Below are 23,311 nucleotides of genomic sequence, written 5' to 3'. Positions count from 1 at the left end.
TAGTTATCTAATATATTTAGCTTAATTCGTATATTAATAAATCATTAATAAATGAATTATCCGTTAATAAAATTTTCACCCAATTCAATATCGTTTTTCAAAACATCCAGCATGTTATCGAGTGCCTTTTGTTCGAAGTCACTCAATTTGCCAATATCTAAACGTTCTTCGATACCGTTTTTACCTAAACGAACAGGCTGCGCAAAGAAACGAGCGTATTTGCCATCACCTTCAATATAGCTGCACTCAACAATATTGCTTTCACCTTGCAAGCCACGGATCAGAGACAAGCCCAAACGTGCCGCTGCCTGCCCCATAGACAGGGTTGCAGAGCCGCCACCCGCTTTTGCTTCAACAACTTCAGTACCTGCATTCTGGATACGCTTGGTCAATGCTTCAATTTCTTCATCAGTGAAGCTAACACCGGGGATTTGAGACAACAGAGGCAGAATGGTCACACCGGAATGCCCGCCAATAACAGGAACTTCTATTTCTTCTGCTTTCTTGCCTTTCAATTCAGCCACAAAGGTGTTGGAACGAATGACATCCAAGGTAGTTACACCAAACAGGCGGTTTTTATCGTACACCCCTTCTTTTTTCAGGACTTCAGCAGCAATGGCTACCGTGGTATTGACTGGGTTAGTAATAATGCCAATTAATGCTTTTGGACAAGTTTTAGCAACCTGCTGAACCAGATTACGCACGATACCGGCATTAATGTTGAACAAATCGGAACGATCCATACCAGGTTTACGCGCCACACCCGCAGAAATCAATACGACATCTGCACCGACCAGTGCAGGGGTTGCATCTTCACCAGCAAAACCAGTGACCTTGACTTCCGTTGGGATATGGCTCAGATCGGCTGCCACGCCTGGGGTCACCGGAGCAATGTCATACAAGGAAAGTTCTGAACCTGAAGGAAGCTGGGTCTTAAGTAGAAGGGCAAGTGCCTGACCAATACCACCGGCTGCACCGAGAACTGCAACTTTCATCCTGATACTCCTTAAATTAAGTACTGTAATCACTACGTATTAAAAACAATCTGTTAACAGCCAGATTATCCACCTAATGACCTGATGATGGAACACCAAAGTTACTTTATTTTAGACAAAATGCTTATCTGTTAATGAGATAATGGGCACTTTTCTGAGAATTATTTCAGTTGTCTTCCTCATCAATTGGCTGATTACCTTACTCTTCCCCTTCACACTAAACAACACCATTTAATTAACAACACATTTACCCTGCTTAAATAGCGTTTCAAAATGACAGGAGTCAATCTTGACCCGCACGGCGCGCAGGACAAGATTGCAAACACTCACTATTATGAAAATCTATTTAAGTTGGCAAAAAGAAAAGCGGGTAAAAAAGCGGGTAAAAAGAAAATAAGCAGAAATAAAATGATATTCAGCGCCAGACTATATTCGTCTCTTTCTTGAATAAAAATTCACTCTTTCGCATAATGTCAACCTGATAACGGATTCAACGATGGTGAAATATGCGTGTTCCTTCGAAACAGGAAGATTTGGTAAAAACTTTCAAGGCATTATTGAAAGAAGAAAAATTCAGCTCTCAAGGTGAAATTGTTTCAGCGCTTCAGGACGAGGGGTTTGAAAATATCAACCAATCTAAAGTTTCCAGAATGCTGACGAAATTTGGTGCAGTCCGAACCCGTAATGCAAAGATGGAAATGGTCTACTGCTTACCCGCAGAATTGGGCGTTCCCACTGCCACCAGCCCATTAAAAAATCTGGTATTAGATGTCGATTATAATCATTGTGTTGTCGTCATACGAACCAGCCCTGGTGCAGCACAATTAATTGCACGCTTATTAGATTCATTGGGGAAAGCAGAAGGCATTCTTGGCAGCATTGCAGGCGATGACACCATTTTTTCTACCCCAGCCCAAAACTTTTCGACAAAACAACTCTACGAAGCCATTCTCAACCTGTTTGAACAAGAGCTTTAATTTTGCAGGTCTGCCGTATGTCAATCCAATCAAGCTATGTGCACAGCACATGATAACAGGAAATAAAAAGAGGATCGTCCAATGGGCGCGATCCCCTTATTATTGAGCATATTATAATGAATTAAGCCGCGGTTGCTTTTTTCGTCAATGCTGCCAGTAGCTTCTCGTGAATGCCACCAAATCCCCCGTTGCTCATAATCAGAATATGGTCACCCGGCTGTGCTGTTTCGACAATCATCTTAACCAAAGTATCCATATCTGCACTCCAACGAGCAGGTTGAACACACTGTTCAGCAATTTCAACCACTTGCCACGGAATATTAGTTGGCTGATAGAGAAAAACTTCATCAGCACGTCCCAGAGAAGGGGCAATCTCATTTTTGCCCATCCCCATTTTCATGGTATTCGAACGAGGTTCCAGCACGGCAAGAATGCGAGCCATGCCACCCACTTTGCTTCTCAGCGCTTCCATTGTGGCTAAGATGGCTGTTGGATGATGGGCAAAATCATCATACACCGAGATACCATTGACTTCGCCACGCAATTCAAGGCGGCGACGGGCATTAATAAATTTGCCCAGTGCCTGACAAGCCTCCGCAGGTTGAACACCAATATGCTGGGCTGCCGCAATCGCCATCAAACCATTATGCATATTGTGTTCACCGACTAATGACCACTGCACTTCCCCAACCTGTTCCCCCTGATGGAATACGTGATAGTGACTGCTGTCCTGACTGGTTTTCTTCGCCTGCCACTGACCGCTTTCTCCGATCGGTTCCAACTCACTCCAGCACCCCATCGAGAGCACTTGTTTCAAGTTAATATCATTATCAGGAACGATGATCTTACCTGTACTCGGCACAACCCTGACGAGATGGTGGAACTGTTTTTGAATAGCGCCCAAATTTTCGAAAATATCAGCATGATCAAATTCAAGGTTGTTCATGATCAGTGTGCGAGGGCTGTAGTGGACAAATTTCGAACGCTTATCAAAAAAGGCACAGTCGTATTCATCCGCTTCAATCACAAAAAACGGGCTTTCACCCATTTGCGCTGAAACTTCAAAATTCCCCGGTACACCACCGATCAGGAATCCGGGTTTATAGCCACAGTCTTCCAAAATCCAGGCCAACATTCCCGCCGTAGTTGTTTTGCCGTGGGTGCCCGCGACAGCCAATACCCAACGTTCCGGCAAGACATGATCATGCAGCCATTGCGGACCGGAGGTATAAGGGATGCCACGATCCAGCACAGCTTCCACACAAGGATTGCCGCGTGTCATGGCATTACCAATGATCACCATATCTGGGGCAGGATCGAGCTGTGCCGGATCGTATCCTTGGATCAGCTCAATGCCCTGTTGCTCCAGCAAAGTGCTCATGGGTGGATAGACATTGGCATCAGAGCCAGTGACTTCATGCCCCTGTGTGCGAGCGAGGATCGCCAGCCCACCCATGAAAGTACCGCAAATGCCAAGAATATGAATACGCATTATTTCTACCTGATATCATGAACTGTATCACTATTTTAACCATCAAATCAGAGATTAGAAGTGCAATAGCCTATGAATCATTGGATTCTTTGGCTAAACTGCCTGCGCATAAGTGCAGCACATGCAAAACAAAAGTAAAGCACTCTCCCTAAACCACAATCAAATTCAAGGCCCTCATCATGAAAACATTAGGCGAATTTATCGTCGAAAAGCAGCAAGATTTTCCCCATGCAACAGGTGAACTGACTGCACTGCTGTCTGCCATCAAGTTAGGTGCCAAAATTATCCATAGGGATATCAATAAAGCTGGTCTGGTGGATATTTTAGGCACAAGTGGCGCCTCTAATGTTCAGGGTGAAGTTCAGATGAAACTGGACTTATATGCCAATGAAAAACTCAAGGCAGCACTGAAAGCCCGCGGCGAAGTGGCAGGTATTGCTTCCGAAGAGGAAGACGAGATCGTGATTTTTGATGGCGACCGAGCAGAAAATGCGAAGTATGTTGTTTTGATGGACCCACTGGATGGTTCTTCGAATATTGATGTAAACGTTTCCGTCGGGACTATTTTCTCGATTTACCATCGAATTACCCCGATGGGTCAACCTGTCACCGAAGAGGATTTCCTGCAACCGGGTCATCGTCAGGTGGCAGCAGGTTATGTGGTTTATGGTTCATCCACCATGCTGGTTTACACGACAGGCTGTGGTGTCCATACGTTTACTTATGATCCTTCCCTTGGTGTATTCTGTCTGACCCACGAGAAAGTCCAATTCCCAGCAAAGGGCAATATGTACTCTATCAACGAAGGGAACTACATCAAGTTCCCACTGGGTGTGAAAAAATACATCAAATATTGCCAGGAGCAAGACGAAGCCACCCAGCGCCCTTATACGACCCGTTATATTGGTTCTCTGGTGGCTGATTTTCACCGCAATCTGTTAAAAGGTGGCATCTATATCTACCCAAGTACGGCAAATCATCCAACCGGAAAACTTCGCTTGCTTTATGAATGCAATCCCATCGCATTCCTGGCGGAACAAGCCGGTGGTAAAGCCAGCGATGGCGCAAACCGGATTCTGGATATCGTGCCAAATAAACTGCACCAACGCGTCCCTTTCTTTGTCGGCACAAAATCTATGGTAGAAAAAGCAGAAAGTTTTATGGCGGAATATCCTGATGAATAAGCGGCTTGATTAAACCATAAATTAGAATTAGGTCATCAGTGGATCTGCGCTTTTTTATTATGCTCCTAAGCCTGCGCCACCACCGAAAAATCCGAGGAATTTCGGCCTGTTTTGGCTATAATACCCGGCACTCCATTTTGGTTTGAAATTGAAGGAAACCGTTTTATGAGCTTAAATAATGTACCGGCTGGCAAAGAGCTGCCTGAAGATATTTATGTCATCATTGAGATCCCAGCGAACGCAGATCCTATTAAATATGAAGTAGACAAAGAGTCGGGTGCCCTGTTTGTAGACCGTTTCATGTCAACGGCGATGTTCTACCCATGTAACTACGGCTACATCAACAATACCCTGTCTCTCGACGGTGACCCGGTTGACGTATTAGTGCCTACGCCCTACCCATTACAACCGGGTTCTGTCATTCGCTGCCGCCCGGTGGGTGTCCTGAAAATGACCGACGAATCCGGCGAAGATGCAAAATTGGTCGCTGTGCCTCATACCAAACTGAGCAAGGAATACGATCACATCAAAGATGTGAACGATCTGCCAGAACTGCTGCGTGCCCAAATCACCCACTTCTTCGAGCACTATAAAGATCTGGAAAAAGGCAAGTGGGTTAAAGTTGATGGCTGGGACAATGTTGAAGCCGCTAAAGCTGAGATCCTGTCTTCTTTCGAACGCGCTGCCAAAAAATAATTCTGGTCAGTAATTGCGGATCTTAATTCCCAAAACCTCTGCCCATAACTGGGACAGAGGTTTTTGTTAATCGTCTAATACTTACTCTTTTTCGTGGCGTTTCAGCCAGTCACCACTGGTTATCCTCTGTAACCCCTCAACAGATAATTGATACAAGTAGATCCACGCCTTACCATAAGGTGTCTCAATCAGTTCCCTTTCGTACTCCTGAGAGTTTTTTTTCAACTCATCCAATTCTGTCAGGATGGATGGCGTAATACGATAAACTTCACATTCGATTGTTCCTTCGCCACGGATAACCGCCGGATAGTGCCCCAGATCATAAATTTCATAACCTTCTAAGCTGTGTTCTCCCAACAATTGGGCATCCGTCATCCAGTGGTGATTGCCTTGTTTTCGCCTCAGGCTACCATAAACAATAACTCGCATCTTTAAAACTCAAACTCATAGAGCAGATCTAAAGCCTGATCAATACCAGATACCGCTTCCAGATACAATCTTGGCATAACACGATAGCGTAACGTCAGGGTTGCCAAAGAATCAAAAATACCCACCCCATATTTCACCTGCAAGTCGTTGGTAATTCTGCCACTGACGACAACCTGAGATTTATCCCCCACCCCTTGGGTATCCAAGGCCAAATCAGAAACGCCAAAAGTTTCCCCAATCTTACCGACTAATTGACTACTCTGGGCAATGCCCAACCCAATCAGCATAGCGGCCATTTGTGAGTTGTCATAATCCCCTTTTTCCAATCCTTCACCTCGTAACAAGTAAGACAAGGCTTCCTGTTGTGACTTGACGGGATCAGAGAAAACTTCCACTTTCGGTTTATCGGCCAATCCCGTTACCCGCACACCTGCGATGACCTTGTTCGCCGTCGATTCTGGATTACGGATCGCTTCAATATTTAACAAGGGCTGATCCGGCGGACCAGAGAACATAATGGTTCCCTTACGCACTTGCAAATCTTGCCCATAAGCATAGAAATTCCCTTCCGGGATATCAATCTGGCCATTTAATCCCAACCCCTGTTTATCCTGAAGGACTTTCAAAGCGCCTTTGAGCCGTGCTTTCAAACCAAAGGCACTCAAGTGCACATCATTGCCAATATGCACATTTAAATTACTTTGAATCAAAATAGATGATTTTTTCTTCTCAATGGGCTGGAGGTGCTTATCCAACATCACTTCATCCGCGGAAACCCCTACCGCGGATTCCGGTAACTCCTGAACCGTAATTCTGGCCCACGGGATATCCACATTACCATCGAGTTTCAGTAGGTTTGGTTTCGCTTCCAGCACCAAATTGGGACTGACATCCACCTTCACCATCGGAGGAAGGGTGACACGCAATTTGTCACCATTGGCAGCCAATCTGGCATACCACTGATCCAAACTGCGCCAATCAGCATAACCATTCAGGTTTAATTGCCCCTTGGGCGTTCTGATCATGCCATGCAGATCAGAACTGGCACCGGCAAAATGAACCGCCAACTGACCTTGGGTAATATCGAATGGCAGCCAATGATTGCTCATTTTCACGATATCAGCATTCAGTTGACCAAAGAGCAGCGGCTTCTTCGCATTGCCACCAAGACGTAACTTGGCATTTAACCCGCCTTCCGCTTTTTCGTCTTTATCTAAAAGCGGTTTAATCAGCTTTAAGGAAAGTGCCTGAATATCGACATTCCCCGATAATTTCCGGCTGCCTTCTACATCAGCGACCTGCACGTCACCTTTCAATTGCCCATTGTCAGCCAGTTTGAATAACCATGCCAAATTCGCCTTGCCATTTGCCAGCCCTGCATTCAAAGTAACGGCTGCAAAATTAATCGGTAAGGTATTCCCTTCGACAACCTGCCGAACTTGTACACCGTTCCCTTGCAGTGCCACTTTTGCTTGTGGCAATCCCTGATCGGCTGTCCATCGGATATCAGCATGCCCACTGAATATCCCCTTAAGTTGGGTCGTTCTGTCAAGGAATGGCTGGATCATCGCCAAATCAAAGCGCTCAAGCGCCACTTGGGCATGACCGCTGGCTCCCGCCTCAAGCGGTTTTGAGATACACAGGCGCGCATTGGGATTAAGCCAGCAATGCGTTCCAACGATAGCTTTTTGTTGCAAGTTGAAGTAATCAACGGATATTGCCTGACTTAAACGCCACTCACCTACAGGGGTCACAAAGTCAGTATGGTTGATATTGCCTTTCCAGTGCTCCTTTTGACGATCAAAACTGCCATTGAGCGCCAGTTGGCCTGATACCGGAGTGCCTTCAATCTTCAGTTGTAAATCATGTTGCTTTTCTGTGCCCTTCGCGTTGAGCGTCAAGTCCCTGATCGTGAGATCCGCCTGTTTCAATTGACGCACCACAACCGATAGCTGGCCTTGGATCTGGTCAGCCGAGCGGATGTCACCTTTAATCGTGGCGCTATCTACCCTTAGCGCATCCTGCCAGCGCAACCCACGGGCCTTCAAATCCGCCATGATTTGCGGTGCCTTGAGATTGCCGCGCAGTTTGACTTCACCGCTCACAAAGCCAGCCAAACCCGGCAGTAAGCCGTTTAATTGCGGTGCATGAATTTCACCGTCGAGTTTCCACGCCTCATCCGTCAACCGCCCTTGGATATTTAATGTATTATGCCCAATGGCAACATCGAGTTGAGGAATATCCCATTGCCCTGCGGCATTACCCGACGCTTTACCCTGCGCTTTGATCACATTCTGCTTCACATGACCATCAAGGACAATTTCAGGGATCTGAAGCTGCCAGCTTCCCCCATACAGGCTGCCACGCACGGCTATTTTACCGCCTATTTTGGCCGGCCATTCCGGCCACTGTTTAGCCGTATTGATGCCATCCAACATGAGTTTGGCATTCCAACTCACGGCCTTACTCCAATCAACCACACCGATAATATCGGCTTTACCCTGCAAGGCCGCCAAACGCAAACGTGTTAACCGAAGCGATTCCTCATTGCCCTTGGCGTCCAACGTCAACAAGGCCGGAGGCAGATCATTGCCCTTAATCTCCGAGCGGAGGGAAAGATCGTAACCACTGGCATGTCCATTTAAACGTAACTTGACACCATCAAGCTGATATTCGGGCTTACCCTGCAATGGCCATTGCAGTTGCTGGCTTTTCAATGCCAGACGTACCGGCAAATCTGCTGTTGCCAATTCAGTCTGAGCATCCAAACTGGCGGTTATAGGACCGGAAAGATTCAAGGCGAGATTAAGTTGCTGCAATAGCGCACCTTTTAACGTTAAATCAACTTGTTGCCCTTTTAAGCCGTCCAGATTGACACTATTTAAATTATCAACTTTGCCTTTAATTGCCACATTGATCGGCCATTGCTCAGAAAGTTTTGCCGTTCCCTGTATCGCCAGTGAGCCTTCTGCGGCCTGTAAGCCCAACATTTTTATCTCGACTGCCTGCCCATGATTACTGGCCTGTAGCCGCAAGTCATTAATCTTGATGTCAGTATCCCCCGTTAAACGAAGCTGACGGCCGTGGATACCTTCCAGCGTGATATCAAGAGGAATGGGAATATCGGGTAATTCCGCCAGCAGCGGCTTGGCGAACAACGCCTTCAAGGTTTCACCCAATGATTTTTGCGGTTCAACCTGCGGCTTGGTTGTTTGCGCGACCCTAACTTTTTCAGGTGCACTTTTTGGCAAAGCTACCAGCAGATGATTAATTTCCGTCGGCTTTAATATCAGTTGCTTTTCCTGCCACTGAGCCGCCGTTTTAAACTCATCCAATGCAATGGCGATACCATCGACCTGCACATGCGTATTTTTAAAAGACAGCAAGTCGAGTGAGATAGGATACGGTGTTTGTAATTCAGTCAAGGGTGCCGATTCAGTCTCAGGTGCCGATGGCGGAAGTTCAGCAGTATTCACCGAAACCGTGACTCCTTCCGTTGTCAGCGCGTTGACACACACTTGGCTGTGTTTCAGGCAGGAAAGCCGTAGAGCGAGGTGTACATTATCAGCCTTAACGTTAACGCCCGGCATCTGATATTTCACGCCTTGTAGGGTTAAATCGCGCCAACCGCCACTGACACTCGCAATATCCAATCCGGGAACCCAACGTGCCGCACTGTTAATCATAAAATGCAAACCCGTTTGGCTGCCAATCAGCCCGACAACGGCCATCAATAACAGGCCAACCATCAGCAGGAAAACAATACTGACCCTTTTTGCCCACTTCATAGTTCAGCCCCTAGCCCGATATAAAATTCAACATTATGGCTATCTGGATCTCCGATTGGCGTTGCCAAATCAAATTTTATCGGCCCTACCGGTGAAGCCCAACGCACCCCCATGCCTGCGCCGGTTTTAAAATTACTCCTTCTAATATCATTCACCGCTTCACCCGAATCAACGAACAACGCACTCCACCAATTGCCATAAATATTGTATTGATACTCCAACGAGCCAACGGCCAACTTAGATGCCCCGGTGAGTTTACCCTGACTGTCTGTCGGTGAGATTTTCTGGTACTTATAGCCACGAATACTGCGATCCCCGCCGGCAAAGAAGCGGAGATCCGGTGGCACTTGGTCGAATTCATTGGTCTCTATCCAGCCCAAATCCGCCCGCACCACAAAGCGGTGATTCTCGCGATACGTTCTTATCCAGACATGATGTGCCTGTAACACGAAAAAATCGACATTGGATCGCCAAGTGGTATCAGAAATATCAAACGAGTAACGCTGGCTATCTCCCCAATAAGGCATTGTGCCGCCACGCTGGCGAATACGGCTGAGGCTGACGCCCGGATACAGCAGCACAGTGGTATTGGTGACATTGGCTTGGGTAAAGTGGCTAAGACTCCAGCGCAGGTTAACGCCGTACTGCCAACCGGTGAAACGATCCCAGTTACGGGAAAGGTTTAGGGTCGCAGTATCCGCAATCGTATCGTTAATATCTTTACGTTTATAACCTGTCTGTAACTGATAATATTCTTCAAGGGGATTGACCTTAAGCGGCATTTTGTAGGATGCGTCGATGATTTGTTCTCGTGCCGAAAGGTTAAGGCTGGTACTCAAGCTGTGCCCGCGGGAATTGAGCCACGGTTTTTTCCATTTTGCCTGAACACGCGGCCCGACATCCGTTGCATAGCCACCGCCCAATTCAACATAGTTGGCCGAACGGGGAACCAAGGAAGCATTTAACGGTAATACCTTATCCTGACTGTTACGCCCTAAGTTAAAATCCGGCACCACTACCGCAGAGTTGAACCATCCGGTGTCAACCAAACGGCGGTTAAACTCGGCTAATTGTTCTGAGGTATAGTATTCACCTTGTTTGAAAGGGATCAGGTTATGCAGGTAAGTTTCACGAATTTGCGATCCGTGGAATGTCACTGGGCCAAAACGGTAACGTTGCCCGCTATCGAAATCAAAATCCCAAATCGATTCGTGCAGGGCTTCGGCTACCCCCAACTCACTCTTTTTCATTACGGCATCAAAATAACCTTTCTTAACGGCCAAATTCGTCAATGCACTTTTAAAATCTTCATATTCACCGTGGTTGAGTATCGTCCCCTCTTTTGGCCTATTTTTTCTGATCAGGGCGGCATAATCTTTATCGGTTTTAGCGCCTCCGGCCAAATCAATATTCACTTTAGCGATTCGCACGGGTTCGCCAAGTGTGACCTTTGCCGTTAAAACGGGACGGGCAGGCGGGGTATTTTCTTGATAGGTAAATACAACGGTAGGCTCATAATATCCCAATGGACGCAGCCCTTGTCGTATCGCTTTCTCCACACGCGCCCGAAAACGGCCATCAGGAGCAACTTCATCGGTACTGATATTGGAAAGCTGGACTCTGGTATTTTTTTCTAATTCGCCAGAAAGCCCTTCTACTTTCAATCGTAAATTTGCACTATAAGCCGATGGAGTGACGATAGAGACAAAAAGCGCACATATGAGGGGATATCGTGACACTCGAACTCCTAATATTTATCCTACCTGTAGGGTATTAAAAAAATGCCGTAATAAATTAATTCTGGTAAAGTTTTAAAGATATACAAGCCACATATAATGATAAAACTTGTGCATATACAGGAGATAATCTTGCCAAATTTAACCAATGAAAGACAACATGTTTCTTCACCCGATACCCTGCCCGGCAGGAGCACACCATTAACGGTATCACCCTACCATGACATCACACAGCATGCGATCGATAACATTCCTGAAAATATGGAAATTGCCTATATCGGCATGGGGTGTTTCTGGGGCGTGGAGCGCCTTTTCTGGCAACAGGAAGGCATTTATACCACCTCTGCGGGTTACAGTGGCGGCACGACACCCAATCCGACTTATGAAGAAGTGTGCACTGGCTTAACGGGTCATGCCGAAGTCGTCAGGATCGTCTTTGATCCCAGTAAAATCACTTATTCACAATTACTCACGCTGTTCTGGGAAAATCACGATCCTGCCCAAGGTATGCGTCAACATGGTGATATTGGTACTCAATACCGTTCCGTCCTTTACACGGTTTCACCACAACAGTATGAGCAGGCCATTGCCAGCCGAGACCAATACCAGCAGGCGATGGCGCAAAATGATGACCAACGCACCATCACTACGGAAATTCGCGAAGCCGGGCCGTTCTATTTTGCAGAGGATTATCATCAGCAATACCTGCACAAAAACCCTGAAGGCTATTGCGGATTAGGCGGGACTGGGATCTGCTTCCCGCCATCGCTTAGTAACTAGCTGATTTATTAGCCCAATGTTGTCATCATTGGGCTAACTACCTGAAACACGCCCAACCTGAAACCCAGTCAAAGTGGATATGGCAGGATCACCTCAGCCTCTCCTGTTGTAACCAGTATTCCATCACATTTCCTCGTGTTATCCGCTTCAGTGACACTTGCTGTCACTCTGGAAAAAGCATTAACACAACCCTATAATAAACATTAATGTTGTTATTTTTACTTTATTTGTTAATTTATTAAACTTATATGTTATCATTATAGCATTAGCTCAGGGGAGCAAATGAAGTACAGTGAGTTCAAGCGATGGCTGTTACAACAGGGAGCCGAGTTCAAAAAAGCGCCTGGTGGTGGCAGTCATCAAAAAGTTAATTTGAATGGTCGGCGTTCGGTTTTCCCCGATCATGGTTCCAAAGAGATGCCAGAACCGCTTCGCAAGAAGATATTGAAAGACCTAGGGCTATAAGCCTCAAAATAAAAAAATTAATACAAATATATTTTGATGATTTTAGTCGAAAAACCAAACAGAGGTAGTCAAATGTCCATATTCCATTACCCCGTTAAATTAGAGCATGATGAATCGACAGGTGCCTACATCGTATCATGCCGTGATCTGCCCTTGATGAACTCAGTGGGTGGGTCTATTGATGAGGCCCTTTTGGAGGCCGTTGAAGGTGTGGTAACCGCTATAGCAATAGAAATTGAAGAGCGCCGCCCTATTCCTCTAGGTAGTACACCACTCAATGGTGAATGCGTTATTAGTGTACCTGTACTGGTAGCGATGAAAGCCGCTTTGCATAATGCCATGATAGAAACAGGTACTCGCAAAGCTGAACTGGCTCGCAAAATGGGTCAGAAACCCACACAAATCGACCGCTTGCTTGATGTTGAGCATTCATCAAAAATTGAAACCGTCGAATTGGCATTACACCAACTAAACCGCAATGTGGGCATTTCTGTAATGACCACAACAACCCTATAATAACCCGCGATCAAAAAACGGCCGTAAGGCCGTTTATTATACTAATGTTATGTATCATATTAACTTTATTACATTACCCATTAGTCGATGAGCGGTTACAAAGAATCATCCCATTTCGGTTTGTAAACGCAATACTTGCTGATTAACTTCACTCATTACATGGAAATGTCGTTTATCTTTTATTTTCGGGGGTAGAATTTTTCCATAATTGAATTCAAAAGCGCCCATATCCTGAATATATAATCGCCCACGAAATAGGGTTTTTACGTAGAGAGCAATTTTCATTGGGTTATAATGGCGAAAGATTTTCATCTCTGTTTTTCCTCCCATGCTTCTTACGATACATGCTATTGCATAACATCTATTACATAACATATTCAGTGAATCAAGAAAGCACATCACTATTATGCCAACTGTATAGACTACGTATATGGAAAATTGTTCCCCTGAATATCAAGAACCAATCACTGTTTTAATGTAACGTCATGATATTAACGAGCATTATATTACATTTTTCTTCTTGCTTACTGATCCCTTATTCTGAATGTTATCAAATTGTTTATTTTTTTGAGGACAGACCAGTTAACAAACGCTATGCTGAATATGACATTCCCTGATAACATGCCGCACCATGATAAATAAGGAATAAATATGTTAAAAAACATTGTGTTATCTGCAATATTGAGTGTAACGCCAATATTCGCATTCGCCCATAACATCACGTTAGAACACCCCGTTCCCGCGGTCAGTGTGACCGATAAAGGTGAACTGTTGCTAAACAATGACAAGTTCAGCTACCAAAATTGGAGCAGTACTGAGCTGGCGGGAAAAGTCAGGACGATCCAGCATATTGCCGGTCGTAGTTCCGCAAAAGAGATGAATGATCCTTTGATTCAAGCCTTGAAAAAAGCTAATTTACCCAAGGATAAATATCAAACGACCAGTATCGTGAATACCGACGAAGCCATTTTTGGTACGGGCGTTTTTGTGCGCAATAGCCTTGAAGACAGCAAAAAACAGTTTCCGTGGTCACAATTTATTGTCGACAGTAACGGGCTGGCTAAGAAAACTTGGGGGCTGGAACCGAAAAGTTCGGCCATCATTGTGCTGGATAAACAGGGTAACGTGAAATTTGTCAAAGATGGCAAGTTAAATAACGAGGAAATTACGCACGTTATCAGCCTCATCAAAGATGAATTGCAAAAATAGTCTGGATTTTCAATTATATTCATTTTGATGTCGTACAGTGATAATGGTTCTGCCTGCTGTGAGCCATTATCACCTTAATCTTTATCGCCTTGGCATCAAAAAATACTGACCCTGAATCCTGGATTGAGAAAAGATTCGCGCGGCGTGTAATTCAGTGTTTTCCCCGCCCAATCCGTGACATGCGCTCCCGCCGCAATAGCAATGGCATGACCGGCAGCGGTATCCCAAATATTGGTTGGCCCAAAGCGTGGGTAAAGTTGGGCTTTTCCCTCTGCAACCATGCAGAACTTAAGTGAAGATCCGACGGAAAGGGTATCGTGCACGCCGAGCTGGGAAAGATAATCTTGCAACTCCTCATCATCCCTGTGAGAACGGCTGACCACCACGATTGGCGGCTTCGCTGACATCACTTTAATGGGAAGCCTCTGGCCATTAGTTTCTTTCCACGCCTGACGCCCTTGTGCTGAATATAAGACATTCTGTACAGGGACATAGATAACGCCCATCACAGGTGCGCCATTTTCTATCAATGCGATATTGACGGTAAACTCGCCATTGCGACGGATAAACTCTTTCGTACCATCTAATGGATCAACCAACCAATAACGCTGCCAATTTTTCCGCTCTTCCCATGCAGGTGGTTCTTCTTCCGATAACAACGGAATATCAGGCGCAATGCGCAACAATCCCGCTTTAATGATCTTATGAGCGGCAATATCTGCGGCAGTCACCGGTGAATCATCCATTTTACGTTCTACTTGCAACGGCTGTTCAGCCTGATAGATCGCCATGATCGCCGCGCCTGCTTCCCGTGCCAATTGGCAGATTTGTTGTAGCATCATTCACCTCTGCATTTATTGTTCAGCTATCCGCTTATGCGTTCAAATTGCAACTTTTTTGGCAGTACTGCAAATTAAATATGCTTAAAAAAATAGCCGGCTAACCGACTATTTTATTCGTTATCAATAGCATTGCAGAATCAATGAATTACAGAATTTCCAATAATTCCACTTCGAAGATCAGTGTACTATAAGGAGGAATGGATGCCCCTGCGCCACGCTCACCATAAGCCAGATTGTGTGGAATATAGAGTTCCCACTTAGAGCCGACCGGCATCAGAGTCAAGGCTTCAATCCAACCTGGGATCACACCGCTGACAGGAAATTCGGCTGGCGTACCGCGCTGTACTGAACTGTCAAATACCGTGCCATCAATCAAACGACCTGTATAGTGAACACGAACGCGGTCAGTACGGGCAGGGATAGTGCCATCACCTTGGGTCAGGACAGAAAATTGCAAACCCGATTCAGTGCTGCTGACGCCTTCACGCTGAATATTTTCTGCCAGGAATTTCTTGCCTTCTTCTGCCATCGACTGCTGACGTTCACGTCGAACGCTGTCAGCGCGTTCATGTATTTCACGTAATGCACGATGCAGTTCTTCTACAGGAATAGCAGGAGAACGCCCTTCCAGCGCATCACACAACCCTGCCAACAGTGCTTCTGGTTCTAATCCTTGTAAACCTGATTCCTGTAATTGTTGCCCAACCTGCAAACCAATACCGTAACTTGCCCGCGCTTCAATAGATTCAAAAGAAGGTGTTGTCATGAAAATACCTGTGATTAAATGAGTGAAGGTTCAAGCATAACAGCACTGTCTGGGCGGGTAAACGCGTGAAGGGGTTTTATTGAACTATCATCATGACTGTCACCATGTTTGATAATGGAATAAAGATAATCTTGCAAAATCAATGATAGATTTTTCATCATCATGTTGAACATGGTAAATATTGCGCCCAGTTAACGTCCTTTGTATCTCATCAAAAGCCTTAGACTCTGATTGGGTAAGATTCTCTTTTACATAAACCGTGAATAAGACCTTTCTGATACTCAAGATATTTTCACTTGCAGCCCTAGTGATTCTGGCTACCCAAGAATCACAATGCTCAATCATTCCACTTGCCTCCTGCTGAGCAAACGCAAGTGGTTTTATCACACAAACAATTTTTTCTTTCTGTTTAGCGACAAATGGCAAAGTAAATTTAGATAACTCACCATCAACCTTTTCTTTTTTAAATAAATTTTTTAAATCATCATAACGATTTAATCTGTCTTTCAGCTCTCTGGTAAGAATGTTTTCCTTACGTTCTTTGCTATATTCTGAATGATTGATAAATCTATTATAAATATCAGTGAGTTCTTGATCCGGGTTCTCAGACAAAATCACTCTTGGCGGGCTGAAAAAGAAAATAGATTCTCTGGGAACAATGAAGGTATTAAAAAAATCTGCAATTTTGTAAGGGTCATGGATATCGCGAACCATCTCCTGTGCAAACATTAATTCCTTATGTACAGCATCTCTGGCATAAGGAAAAATTGAATCATCCCGAAAGAAATGACGAACTCTTTTATCATTACTTTTTGTTAGCCTAAAATGAAATTTTCGTAGTTTAGGCATACACATAACCACGCCAATATTAACAAACTCTTCAGTCTCGGCAAAAGGGGCATACCTCACGATACTGTATAAGCATGGGTTAGTCATATAATGCTGCTCCTAAACTCTTCTGAGTACCCTCTGTTTAATATCTTATTTATATTATTAATAATGAATTGATAATCAAGATCTTCGTACCACTCACTTGGAATTTTAACAATAGAATTATTAAAACCATACAGAATATTTTCTACAACATTATCTAATTCGCATTTATCCACCCTATCAAAATACCAACTTCTGTTGATTGGAGAAAAAATATGGTAATCAAATTCATTCAACTCACAAGATGACATAAATGCCAAGTTATGATCGATGAGATAGTATCCATTTGTTTTATAATTATAAATTATATTTACATTGCCACCTTTTTCAGTCAGATTTCTATCTGAATTATTGATTAAGCGATCAAAAAAGTATATTAACTTTTGATAACTTTTTTCTATCTTTGTATGTGCCTGATGATAGGTGATACCGGCTGAATCAGGAATATATTTTGTAGCAAACGCATGTCCTTCTGAAAGTTCTCCGATTAAACAAGGCATAAATGCCAGCAATTCCCTCGATATGTAGACAACTTTAATCTCTGGCATAGGAAGATTGATACTTTTAGCAAGATAAGAAGCCATCAATTCATGGATAAGTTGAAGTTTCGGCATCTTGGGTTGTGACTTCACCACATATAAATATCCATCATCACATTTACACAAATATGGTTCCGTCGAGCCATCTGACATTTTTCTAATGATTTCAACTACATTAATTACATCTGAGATCATGGCCGCTCTATAACCTCATTACTGATATTAATTGTACACGTACTCACTCTATACCAAGTAGGTTGGAATGAACTACCTTACATTAATCTGATTAAGGTTTCGTAAGTTATTGGCGAAAATGCGGAGGGTATTCAGGTTTTAGGGAAACAACAAGTATGGAGGGGAAATGATTTTGCGATACAAAACAAAAAAACGCTGGCATTGCCAGCGTTTTTTTGTCACATGTTCGTCAGCCTAATCAGCGATTAAGCTTCTGGAACGATGTTAACGTTCAACTGTGCGAATACATCGCTGTGTACCTGGAAGTGAACTTCGTGCTCACCAACAGTACGCAGAACGCCGTTGGACAGACGAACTTCGCTCTTAGATACTTCAACGCCAGCCGCAGTTACTGCATCAGCGATGTCACGAGTACCGATAGAACCGAACAGTTTACCTTCGTCACCCGCTTTAGAAGCGATGGTAACAGAGCCCAGTGCATTGATTTTCTCTGCACGAGCTTCTGCCGCTGCCAGAACGTCAGCCAGTTTAGCTTCCAGTTCAGCACGACGAGCTTCGAAAAATTCGATGTTTTTCTTAGTCGCAGGAACAGCTTTGCCCTGTGGTACTAAGAAGTTACGGGCATAACCCGCTTTAACGTTAACTTGGTCACCCAGGCTACCCAGGTTCGCTACTTTATCAAGCAGAATAATTTGCATTACCTTATCCTCTCAAAGTCGTTAATGGACTGAACCTATTACTGATGACGATCAGTGTAAGGCAACAGAGACAGGTAGCGTGCACGCTTGATAGCACGAGCGAGCTGACGCTGGTATTTTGCACGAGTGCCGGTAATACGGCTTGGTACAATTTTACCACTTTCGGTAATGTAGTTTTTCAGCGTAGCAATGTCTTTATAATCGATCTCTTGTACGCCTTCCGCGGTGAAGCGGCAGAACTTGCGACGACGGAAATAACGTGCCATTTGGCTAGTCTCCAGAATCTATCAATTCAATCTGCTCGGCATGAAGAACCAGTTTACTCAGACCATTGCGCCCATAATGGGAATTAATGAATCCTGAAACAGTGATTCGACTGCCGACCGTTATACTGTGAGTATATTCCTGTAACAACTGTCCGCTGGCAATGACGGGCATTCTGCACCATGACTGCCTGCTAAATCCGGCTTCCTGTTGCTGTGAACGATGTTCAAGCACAAACTGACAATGTGGAATACCGGATGGACTGACTCTTCGTATCGGTGTCTTGCACACTGTGCCAGAAAGCACCAAACGATTGGTTGTCACAATAATTACTCTTCAGAATCCCCAGCTTCATCAACATCATCAACCAGGTCTTCTTCCAAGACCAGATCACGGCTGCGACGTTCGTCTTTAGCCTTAACCATTGGTGATGCTTCAGTTACTGCGTGCTTAACGCGCATAACCATGCTGCGGATAACGGCATCGTTGAAGCGGAAGTTAGTTTCCAGCTCATCAATCGCTTCTTGTGGCGCTTCAACGTTCAGCAGAACGTAGTGAGCCTTGTGCAGTTTGTTGATTGGGTAAGCCAGTTGACGACGACCCCAGTCTTCCAGACGGTGAATCTGACCTTGCGCGTTAGTGATAGTCGCACTGTAACGCTCGATCATGCCCGGAACCTGTTCGCTTTGGTCAGGATGGACCATAAAAACGATTTCGTAATGACGCATTAGATTGCTCCTTACGGATTATTCAGCCTCCTGTCAGGGTCAGCCGTGGCCCATGGAGGCAAGGAACGTGTTTAGTACGGCTGAAAAATTGACGCGTCACTATACCCGTACAATATAAAAAACTCAAGGTACGGGCAGAGAAAAACGTTTATTCTGATTTCAAATCACTTCTCTGACGCACGATTTCAAACAAGCACACGCCTGTGGCAACCGATACGTTCAGGGAAGAGACGGAACCTGCCATTGGAATACTGATCAATTCATCACAATGATCACGTGTCAGACGACGCATCCCTTCACCTTCCGCCCCCATCACTAGCGCCATCGGGCCAGTCAGCTTGCTCTCGTATAAAGCGTGCGTGGCTTCTCCCGCCGTTCCGACAATCCAAATATTGTGTTCTTGCAGTACACGTAGTGTCCGCGCAAGGTTAGTCACCCGGATCAACGGTACACTTTCTGCCGCGCCACAAGCCACTTTTTTCGCCGTTGCATTCAATTGTGCAGAGCGATCACGCGGAACGATAACCGCATCAACCCCTGCCGCATCTGCCGTGCGCAAGCACGCGCCCAGATTATGTGGATCGGTGACACCATCCAGTACCAGCAGGAATGGGCAATCCAGACGAGATAACAAATCCGGCAAATCATTTTCTTGATACTGACGCCCCGGCTTGATTCGGGCAATGATCCCCTGATGTACAGCGCCTTCTGTTTGGGCATCCAACCATTGGCGATTGGCAATTTGTACCGCAATGCCGAGACCTTCCAATTCCTGCAATAATGGCGTTAAACGGCGATCTTCACGCCCTTTCAACACATAAACTTCCATGAAACGTTGTGGATCGCGCTCCAGCAAGGCTTTAACGGCATGGATACCGTAAATAATTTCACTCATGACTGACTGATACCTAACTCACTGATATTTTTAAGATACCGAAAAATAGCGGGCGGCTGCATTCGCCCCACCCTGATTAACGATGGTATGGATTCACTTTTTAACTTGCGCTTTTTTTCGCCCGCTTCGCTTTCAGTTTTGCCGTAATTTTTTTCGTCTTGCTTGATGGTTTTTTTCTTTTTTGCCTGACTTATCACTTGGCTTGGACGCTTCAGGCTTCTCCGCACGTTTCTTTTTACGGAAAGGGCTGTCTGGCTCAAAATTGGCTGATTTTTTATGATCAAACCCTTTTTTACCATTTTTACGCTCTGACGCACCTTTTTTCGCCTTATTGCGTGCCGTTTTCCCCTGATTACGGGCTTTGCGCGTCGTTGAAAGCAAGGTGAAATCAATCTTACGCTCATCCATGTGAACGGCTTCCACCCGGATCTCGACTTCATCGCCGAGGCGATAAGTTTGCCCGGAAGACTCACCAATTAAACGCTGGCCGACATTGTCATATCGATAATAATCGTTATCCAACGTCGAAACATGCACCAAGCCGTCAATAAACAGATCATGCAAGCGGACGAAGAAACCGAAGCCTGTCACGCTGGTAATCAATCCGGTGAAAATATTACCCACCTGATCTTGCATGAAGTCACATTTTAGCCAGTCTGCCACATCTCTTGTCGCTTCATCAGCACGGCGCTCAGTCATGGAACAATGGTTACCCAATTGCAGCATCTGTTCCAGATCGTTGTGCCAGCCACCGGTTGACGTCGAGCGAGGCTCAGCAGCACCGTTTTCTGGTGCGCCATTTTCTTCCTGTGCCAATAAGTACTTGATCGCCCGGTGCAGCGCCAAATCGGGATAGCGACGGATTGGCGAAGTGAAGTGAGAATAAGAGCGCAGTGCCAAACCAAAGTGCCCCCGATTCTCCGGCTCATAAATCGCCTGTTTCATGGAACGCAACAGCATCGTTTGCAGCAATTCACGATCTGGCCGATCAGCGACGGCTTTCATCAATTGCGCATAATCTTTCGGTTCTGGCTTTAAGCCCCCCAACAAGCTCAATCCCAGCTCATTGAAGACCGAACGCAAATTCAGGATACTCTCTTCTTTTGGCCGATCATGGATGCGATATAACGCGGGTTCATGGTGTTTTTCAACAAAGCGAGCGGCAGCAATGTTCGCCAGGAGCATACACTCTTCAATAAGTTTATGCGCATCGTTGCGTACAACGGGTTCAATGCGCTCAATGCGATGCTCTGCATTAAAGATAAACTTGGCTTCTTCCGATTCAAATGAAATCGCGCCGCGCTCTTCACGCGCCTGTTCCAGTGCCTGATACAACTCATGCAGGTGCTCAATATGTTTGACCAGCGGTTTGTAATGCTCACGCAGCTCTTGATCGCCCTGCAACATCTTCCACACTTTTGTATAGGTCAAACGGGCATGTGAATTCATCACCGCTTCATAAAACTTATAGGAAGAGAGTTTGCCTTGGGCGGAAACGGTCATTTCACACACCATACACAGGCGGTCAACTTCTGGATTGAGGGAGCACAATCCATTGGACAGCACTTCCGGCAGCATCGGTACGACTTGGGATGGGAAATAAACTGAGTTACCACGGCTGCATGCTTCACTATCCAACGCCGTTTGCGGACGCACATAGTAGCTGACATCGGCAATGGCTACCCACAACCGCCAACCACCACCGCGTTTTCTTTCGCAATATACCGCATCGTCAAAGTCCCGTGCATCTTCGCCGTCAATGGTCACCAGCGGCAACTCACGTAAGTCTACCCGGCCTTGTTTGGCCGATTCCGGTACATTTTCATCCAAGCCAGCGACCTGTTTTTCTACCATTGGTGGCCAGCTATGGGGAATTTCATGGGTACGCAGCGCAATTTCAACCGCCATGTTCGTTCCCATAGTTTCGCCCAATACTTCAACAACTTTGCCGATGGCTTTAGTCCGGCGAGTTGAGCGATCGGTCAATTCAACCACCACGACATTGCCCATTCTCGCCCCGCAGGTTGCTTCTTTCGGGATCAAGATATCGAAACACAGGCGGCTGTCATCAGGGACGACAAATCCCATGCCCGCATCCATAAAATAGCGGCCAACAATTTGGCTATTCTTTGGCTCCAAAATCCGCACGATGCGTACTTCAATGCGGCCTTTTCTGTCCGGACGCAGAGGTTGTGCCAGTACGACATCACCGTGGATCGCCATTTTCATCTGTTCGGCTGACAGAAAATAGTCTTCTTTGTGGCCTTCCACACGCAGAAAACCATAGCCATCACGGTGGCCAATTACCGTGCCTTTCAATAAATCCAGCCGCTCTGGCAACGCATAACATTGACGACGGGTAAAAACCAATTGCCCGTCACGTTCCATTGCCCGCAAACGCCGGCGCAATGCTTCCAGTGCATCTGGCGTGGTTAACTGAAGTTCTTGTGCTAATTCCTGACGGCTTACCGGAGTGGTGTGTTTAGAAATGATATCCAAGATATATTCACGGCTTGGGATAGGAGATTCGTATTTTTCAGCCTCTCGTTCCCGAAAAGGATCTTTTGACATCGTCATTCCTCTATTGTCATCAGCAAGCTGTTTATCCCCTTGCTTCACTTAACCAAAAGCAATTGATAAAGGGGACGATTGTCTTTGACCATATCGGCCACAGTATATTTATCCAACTCTTCCAAAAAATTTTCTACCGCTTGATTCAAGACTGACTTTAAGCGACATGCAGGCGTGATTTGACAGGCACTACAGTTAACCAATGACAATGGCTCCAAGAAACGAACCACATCACCAATTTTGATCTCGTTGGCAGGTTTGCCCAAACTGATGCCGCCATTTTTTCCTCTGACAGCATTCACCAATCCCAAGTGACTCAGTTGATTGATGATCTTTACCATATGGTTACGCGAAACACCGTAAACTTCAGTGACTTCTGTAATGCTTGTCATTTGGCCTTCTGGTAAAGACGCCATATAAATCAAGGCACGTAATCCATAATCGGTAAAACTGGTTAACTGCACACTCACCTCTGGGAGACTGAATACCACGGCGTTTATTTGGAACCAAAAAATGTAGGTTTATTGGTTTTCGTTAGTTGATCATCATTATGTGGGTATTTTAAAAATTAAGCAAAACAGGGAAAAACAAAAACCGGGCAATAAGCCCGGTT

At 45.4% G+C, this 23,311-nt stretch carries 24 protein-coding genes and 1 pseudogene; 8 read left to right on the top strand and 17 right to left on the bottom strand.

Annotation, left to right across the window (positions count from 1 at the left end; all coding sequences use genetic code 11):
• Nucleotides 1-56 precede the first annotated feature (56 nt).
• Complete coding sequence (mdh, locus tag XDD1_RS02160; protein ID WP_045968289.1) at nucleotides 57-995, bottom strand: malate dehydrogenase; 939 nt, start codon at nucleotides 993-995, stop codon at nucleotides 57-59.
• 273 nt (nucleotides 996-1,268) lie between these two features.
• Between mdh and XDD1_RS19320 the strand changes: the two genes are divergently transcribed.
• Nucleotides 1,269-1,442, top strand: a complete 174-nt coding sequence (locus tag XDD1_RS19320; RefSeq protein ID WP_156979638.1) for a hypothetical protein — start codon at nucleotides 1,269-1,271, stop codon at nucleotides 1,440-1,442.
• A 59-nt stretch (nucleotides 1,443-1,501) separates the two neighbouring features.
• Complete coding sequence (gene argR / locus XDD1_RS02155) at nucleotides 1,502-1,972, top strand: transcriptional regulator ArgR (protein ID WP_045968287.1); 471 nt, start codon at nucleotides 1,502-1,504, stop codon at nucleotides 1,970-1,972.
• A 121-nt stretch (nucleotides 1,973-2,093) separates the two neighbouring features.
• On the opposite strand, the gene mpl is transcribed toward argR, so the two are convergent.
• Nucleotides 2,094-3,464: a UDP-N-acetylmuramate:L-alanyl-gamma-D-glutamyl-meso-diaminopimelate ligase gene (gene mpl, locus XDD1_RS02150; RefSeq protein ID WP_045968285.1), complete on the bottom strand. Its 1,371-nt coding sequence runs from the start codon at nucleotides 3,462-3,464 to the stop codon at nucleotides 2,094-2,096.
• Nucleotides 3,465-3,643: 179 nt separating this feature from the next.
• Between mpl and fbp the strand changes: the two genes are divergently transcribed.
• Both fbp and ppa read left to right on the top strand, forming a co-directional pair.
• On the top strand, nucleotides 3,644-4,648 hold the full coding sequence (gene fbp / locus XDD1_RS02145) for a class 1 fructose-bisphosphatase (protein ID WP_045968283.1): 1,005 nt from the start codon (nucleotides 3,644-3,646) through the stop codon (nucleotides 4,646-4,648).
• A gap of 165 nt (nucleotides 4,649-4,813) precedes the next feature.
• Nucleotides 4,814-5,344 carry an inorganic diphosphatase gene (gene ppa / locus XDD1_RS02140; RefSeq protein ID WP_045968281.1) on the top strand — a complete coding sequence of 177 codons (531 nt, stop codon included), beginning with the start codon at nucleotides 4,814-4,816 and terminating at the stop codon, nucleotides 5,342-5,344.
• 81 nt (nucleotides 5,345-5,425) lie between these two features.
• Here ppa and XDD1_RS02135 read toward each other — a convergent pair whose 3' ends face one another.
• From XDD1_RS02135 to tamA, 3 genes are read right to left on the bottom strand one after another with little or no spacing between them, the layout of a single operon-like run.
• Complete coding sequence (locus XDD1_RS02135; protein ID WP_045968279.1) at nucleotides 5,426-5,773, bottom strand: gamma-glutamylcyclotransferase family protein; 348 nt, start codon at nucleotides 5,771-5,773, stop codon at nucleotides 5,426-5,428.
• A 2-nt stretch (nucleotides 5,774-5,775) separates the two neighbouring features.
• Nucleotides 5,776-9,561, bottom strand: coding sequence for an autotransporter assembly complex protein TamB (tamB, locus tag XDD1_RS02130; protein ID WP_045968277.1), 3,786 nt, complete (start codon nucleotides 9,559-9,561; stop codon nucleotides 5,776-5,778).
• Entirely contained in the window at nucleotides 9,558-11,300 is a 1,743-nt protein-coding gene (gene tamA, locus XDD1_RS02125) for an autotransporter assembly complex protein TamA (RefSeq protein WP_045968274.1), read from the bottom strand. Before tamA ends, tamB begins: the two co-directional genes overlap by 4 nt.
• 129 nt (nucleotides 11,301-11,429) lie before the next feature.
• On the opposite strand from tamA, the gene msrA reads away from it, so the two are divergent.
• The 3 genes from msrA (at nucleotide 11,430) to XDD1_RS02110 (ending at nucleotide 13,058) form a co-directional block, all read left to right on the top strand.
• Nucleotides 11,430-12,077 carry a peptide-methionine (S)-S-oxide reductase MsrA gene (gene msrA / locus XDD1_RS02120; protein ID WP_084720908.1) on the top strand — a complete coding sequence of 216 codons (648 nt, stop codon included), beginning with the start codon at nucleotides 11,430-11,432 and terminating at the stop codon, nucleotides 12,075-12,077.
• Nucleotides 12,078-12,359: 282 nt separating this feature from the next.
• A complete protein-coding gene (locus XDD1_RS02115) occupies nucleotides 12,360-12,542 on the top strand; it encodes a type II toxin-antitoxin system HicA family toxin (protein ID WP_045968270.1) in 183 nt (60 codons plus the stop codon).
• Nucleotides 12,543-12,614: 72 nt separating this feature from the next.
• Nucleotides 12,615-13,058, top strand: a complete 444-nt coding sequence (locus tag XDD1_RS02110) for a type II toxin-antitoxin system HicB family antitoxin (protein ID WP_231854447.1) — start codon at nucleotides 12,615-12,617, stop codon at nucleotides 13,056-13,058.
• A gap of 105 nt (nucleotides 13,059-13,163) precedes the next feature.
• Here XDD1_RS02110 and XDD1_RS02105 read toward each other — a convergent pair whose 3' ends face one another.
• Entirely contained in the window at nucleotides 13,164-13,370 is a 207-nt protein-coding gene (locus XDD1_RS02105; RefSeq protein WP_045968269.1) for a DUF1107 domain-containing protein, read from the bottom strand.
• Between the two features lie 339 nt (nucleotides 13,371-13,709).
• Here XDD1_RS02105 and XDD1_RS02100 point away from each other — a divergent pair, with 339 nt between their 5' ends.
• Nucleotides 13,710-14,267 carry a YtfJ family protein gene (locus XDD1_RS02100; protein ID WP_045968267.1) on the top strand — a complete coding sequence of 186 codons (558 nt, stop codon included), beginning with the start codon at nucleotides 13,710-13,712 and terminating at the stop codon, nucleotides 14,265-14,267.
• A 95-nt stretch (nucleotides 14,268-14,362) separates the two neighbouring features.
• Here XDD1_RS02100 and cysQ read toward each other — a convergent pair whose 3' ends face one another.
• The 11 genes and pseudogenes from cysQ to nsrR all read right to left on the bottom strand — a co-directional run bounded on the left by cysQ (nucleotide 14,363) and on the right by nsrR (nucleotide 23,162).
• Nucleotides 14,363-15,106 (bottom strand): 3'(2'),5'-bisphosphate nucleotidase CysQ, encoded by a 744-nt coding sequence (gene cysQ / locus XDD1_RS02095; protein ID WP_045973289.1) that lies wholly within the window; start codon nucleotides 15,104-15,106, stop codon nucleotides 14,363-14,365.
• Nucleotides 15,107-15,254: 148 nt separating this feature from the next.
• Entirely contained in the window at nucleotides 15,255-15,875 is a 621-nt protein-coding gene (locus tag XDD1_RS02090; RefSeq protein WP_045968265.1) for a peptidylprolyl isomerase, read from the bottom strand.
• 99 nt (nucleotides 15,876-15,974) lie between these two features.
• Nucleotides 15,975-16,811 (bottom strand): DUF3037 domain-containing protein, encoded by an 837-nt coding sequence (locus tag XDD1_RS02085; protein WP_045968263.1) that lies wholly within the window; start codon nucleotides 16,809-16,811, stop codon nucleotides 15,975-15,977.
• The gene (locus XDD1_RS02080) at nucleotides 16,808-17,500 is read right to left on the bottom strand and encodes a HipA family kinase (RefSeq protein WP_167541617.1); all 693 of its coding nucleotides are present in this window, start codon (nucleotides 17,498-17,500) and stop codon (nucleotides 16,808-16,810) included. Before XDD1_RS02080 ends, XDD1_RS02085 begins: the two co-directional genes overlap by 4 nt.
• A gap of 287 nt (nucleotides 17,501-17,787) precedes the next feature.
• Entirely contained in the window at nucleotides 17,788-18,240 is a 453-nt protein-coding gene (gene rplI / locus XDD1_RS02075) for a 50S ribosomal protein L9 (RefSeq protein ID WP_045968259.1), read from the bottom strand.
• A gap of 38 nt (nucleotides 18,241-18,278) precedes the next feature.
• Entirely contained in the window at nucleotides 18,279-18,506 is a 228-nt protein-coding gene (gene rpsR / locus XDD1_RS02070; protein WP_000135199.1) for a 30S ribosomal protein S18, read from the bottom strand.
• A 4-nt stretch (nucleotides 18,507-18,510) separates the two neighbouring features.
• The gene (gene priB, locus XDD1_RS18580; RefSeq protein ID WP_065814087.1) at nucleotides 18,511-18,828 is read right to left on the bottom strand and encodes a primosomal replication protein N; all 318 of its coding nucleotides are present in this window, start codon (nucleotides 18,826-18,828) and stop codon (nucleotides 18,511-18,513) included.
• A 5-nt stretch (nucleotides 18,829-18,833) separates the two neighbouring features.
• Entirely contained in the window at nucleotides 18,834-19,232 is a 399-nt protein-coding gene (gene rpsF / locus XDD1_RS02060) for a 30S ribosomal protein S6 (RefSeq protein WP_045968255.1), read from the bottom strand.
• Between the two features lie 148 nt (nucleotides 19,233-19,380).
• Nucleotides 19,381-20,127 carry a 23S rRNA (guanosine(2251)-2'-O)-methyltransferase RlmB gene (rlmB, locus tag XDD1_RS02055; protein ID WP_045968253.1) on the bottom strand — a complete coding sequence of 249 codons (747 nt, stop codon included), beginning with the start codon at nucleotides 20,125-20,127 and terminating at the stop codon, nucleotides 19,381-19,383.
• 100 nt (nucleotides 20,128-20,227) lie between these two features.
• Nucleotides 20,228-22,698 (bottom strand): annotated as a pseudogene (gene rnr, locus XDD1_RS02050) (ribonuclease R).
• Nucleotides 22,699-22,742: 44 nt separating this feature from the next.
• A complete protein-coding gene (nsrR, locus tag XDD1_RS02045) occupies nucleotides 22,743-23,162 on the bottom strand; it encodes a nitric oxide-sensing transcriptional repressor NsrR (RefSeq protein ID WP_045968251.1) in 420 nt (139 codons plus the stop codon).
• Between the last annotated feature and the right edge of the window lie 149 nt (nucleotides 23,163-23,311).

Source organism: Xenorhabdus doucetiae, from assembly GCF_000968195.1.
In the GTDB taxonomy this organism is placed as follows: Bacteria; Pseudomonadota; Gammaproteobacteria; order Enterobacterales; family Enterobacteriaceae; genus Xenorhabdus; species Xenorhabdus doucetiae.
The sequence above is the reverse complement of the archived record's forward strand: the minus strand, read 5'-3'. Positions and strand labels throughout refer to the sequence as shown.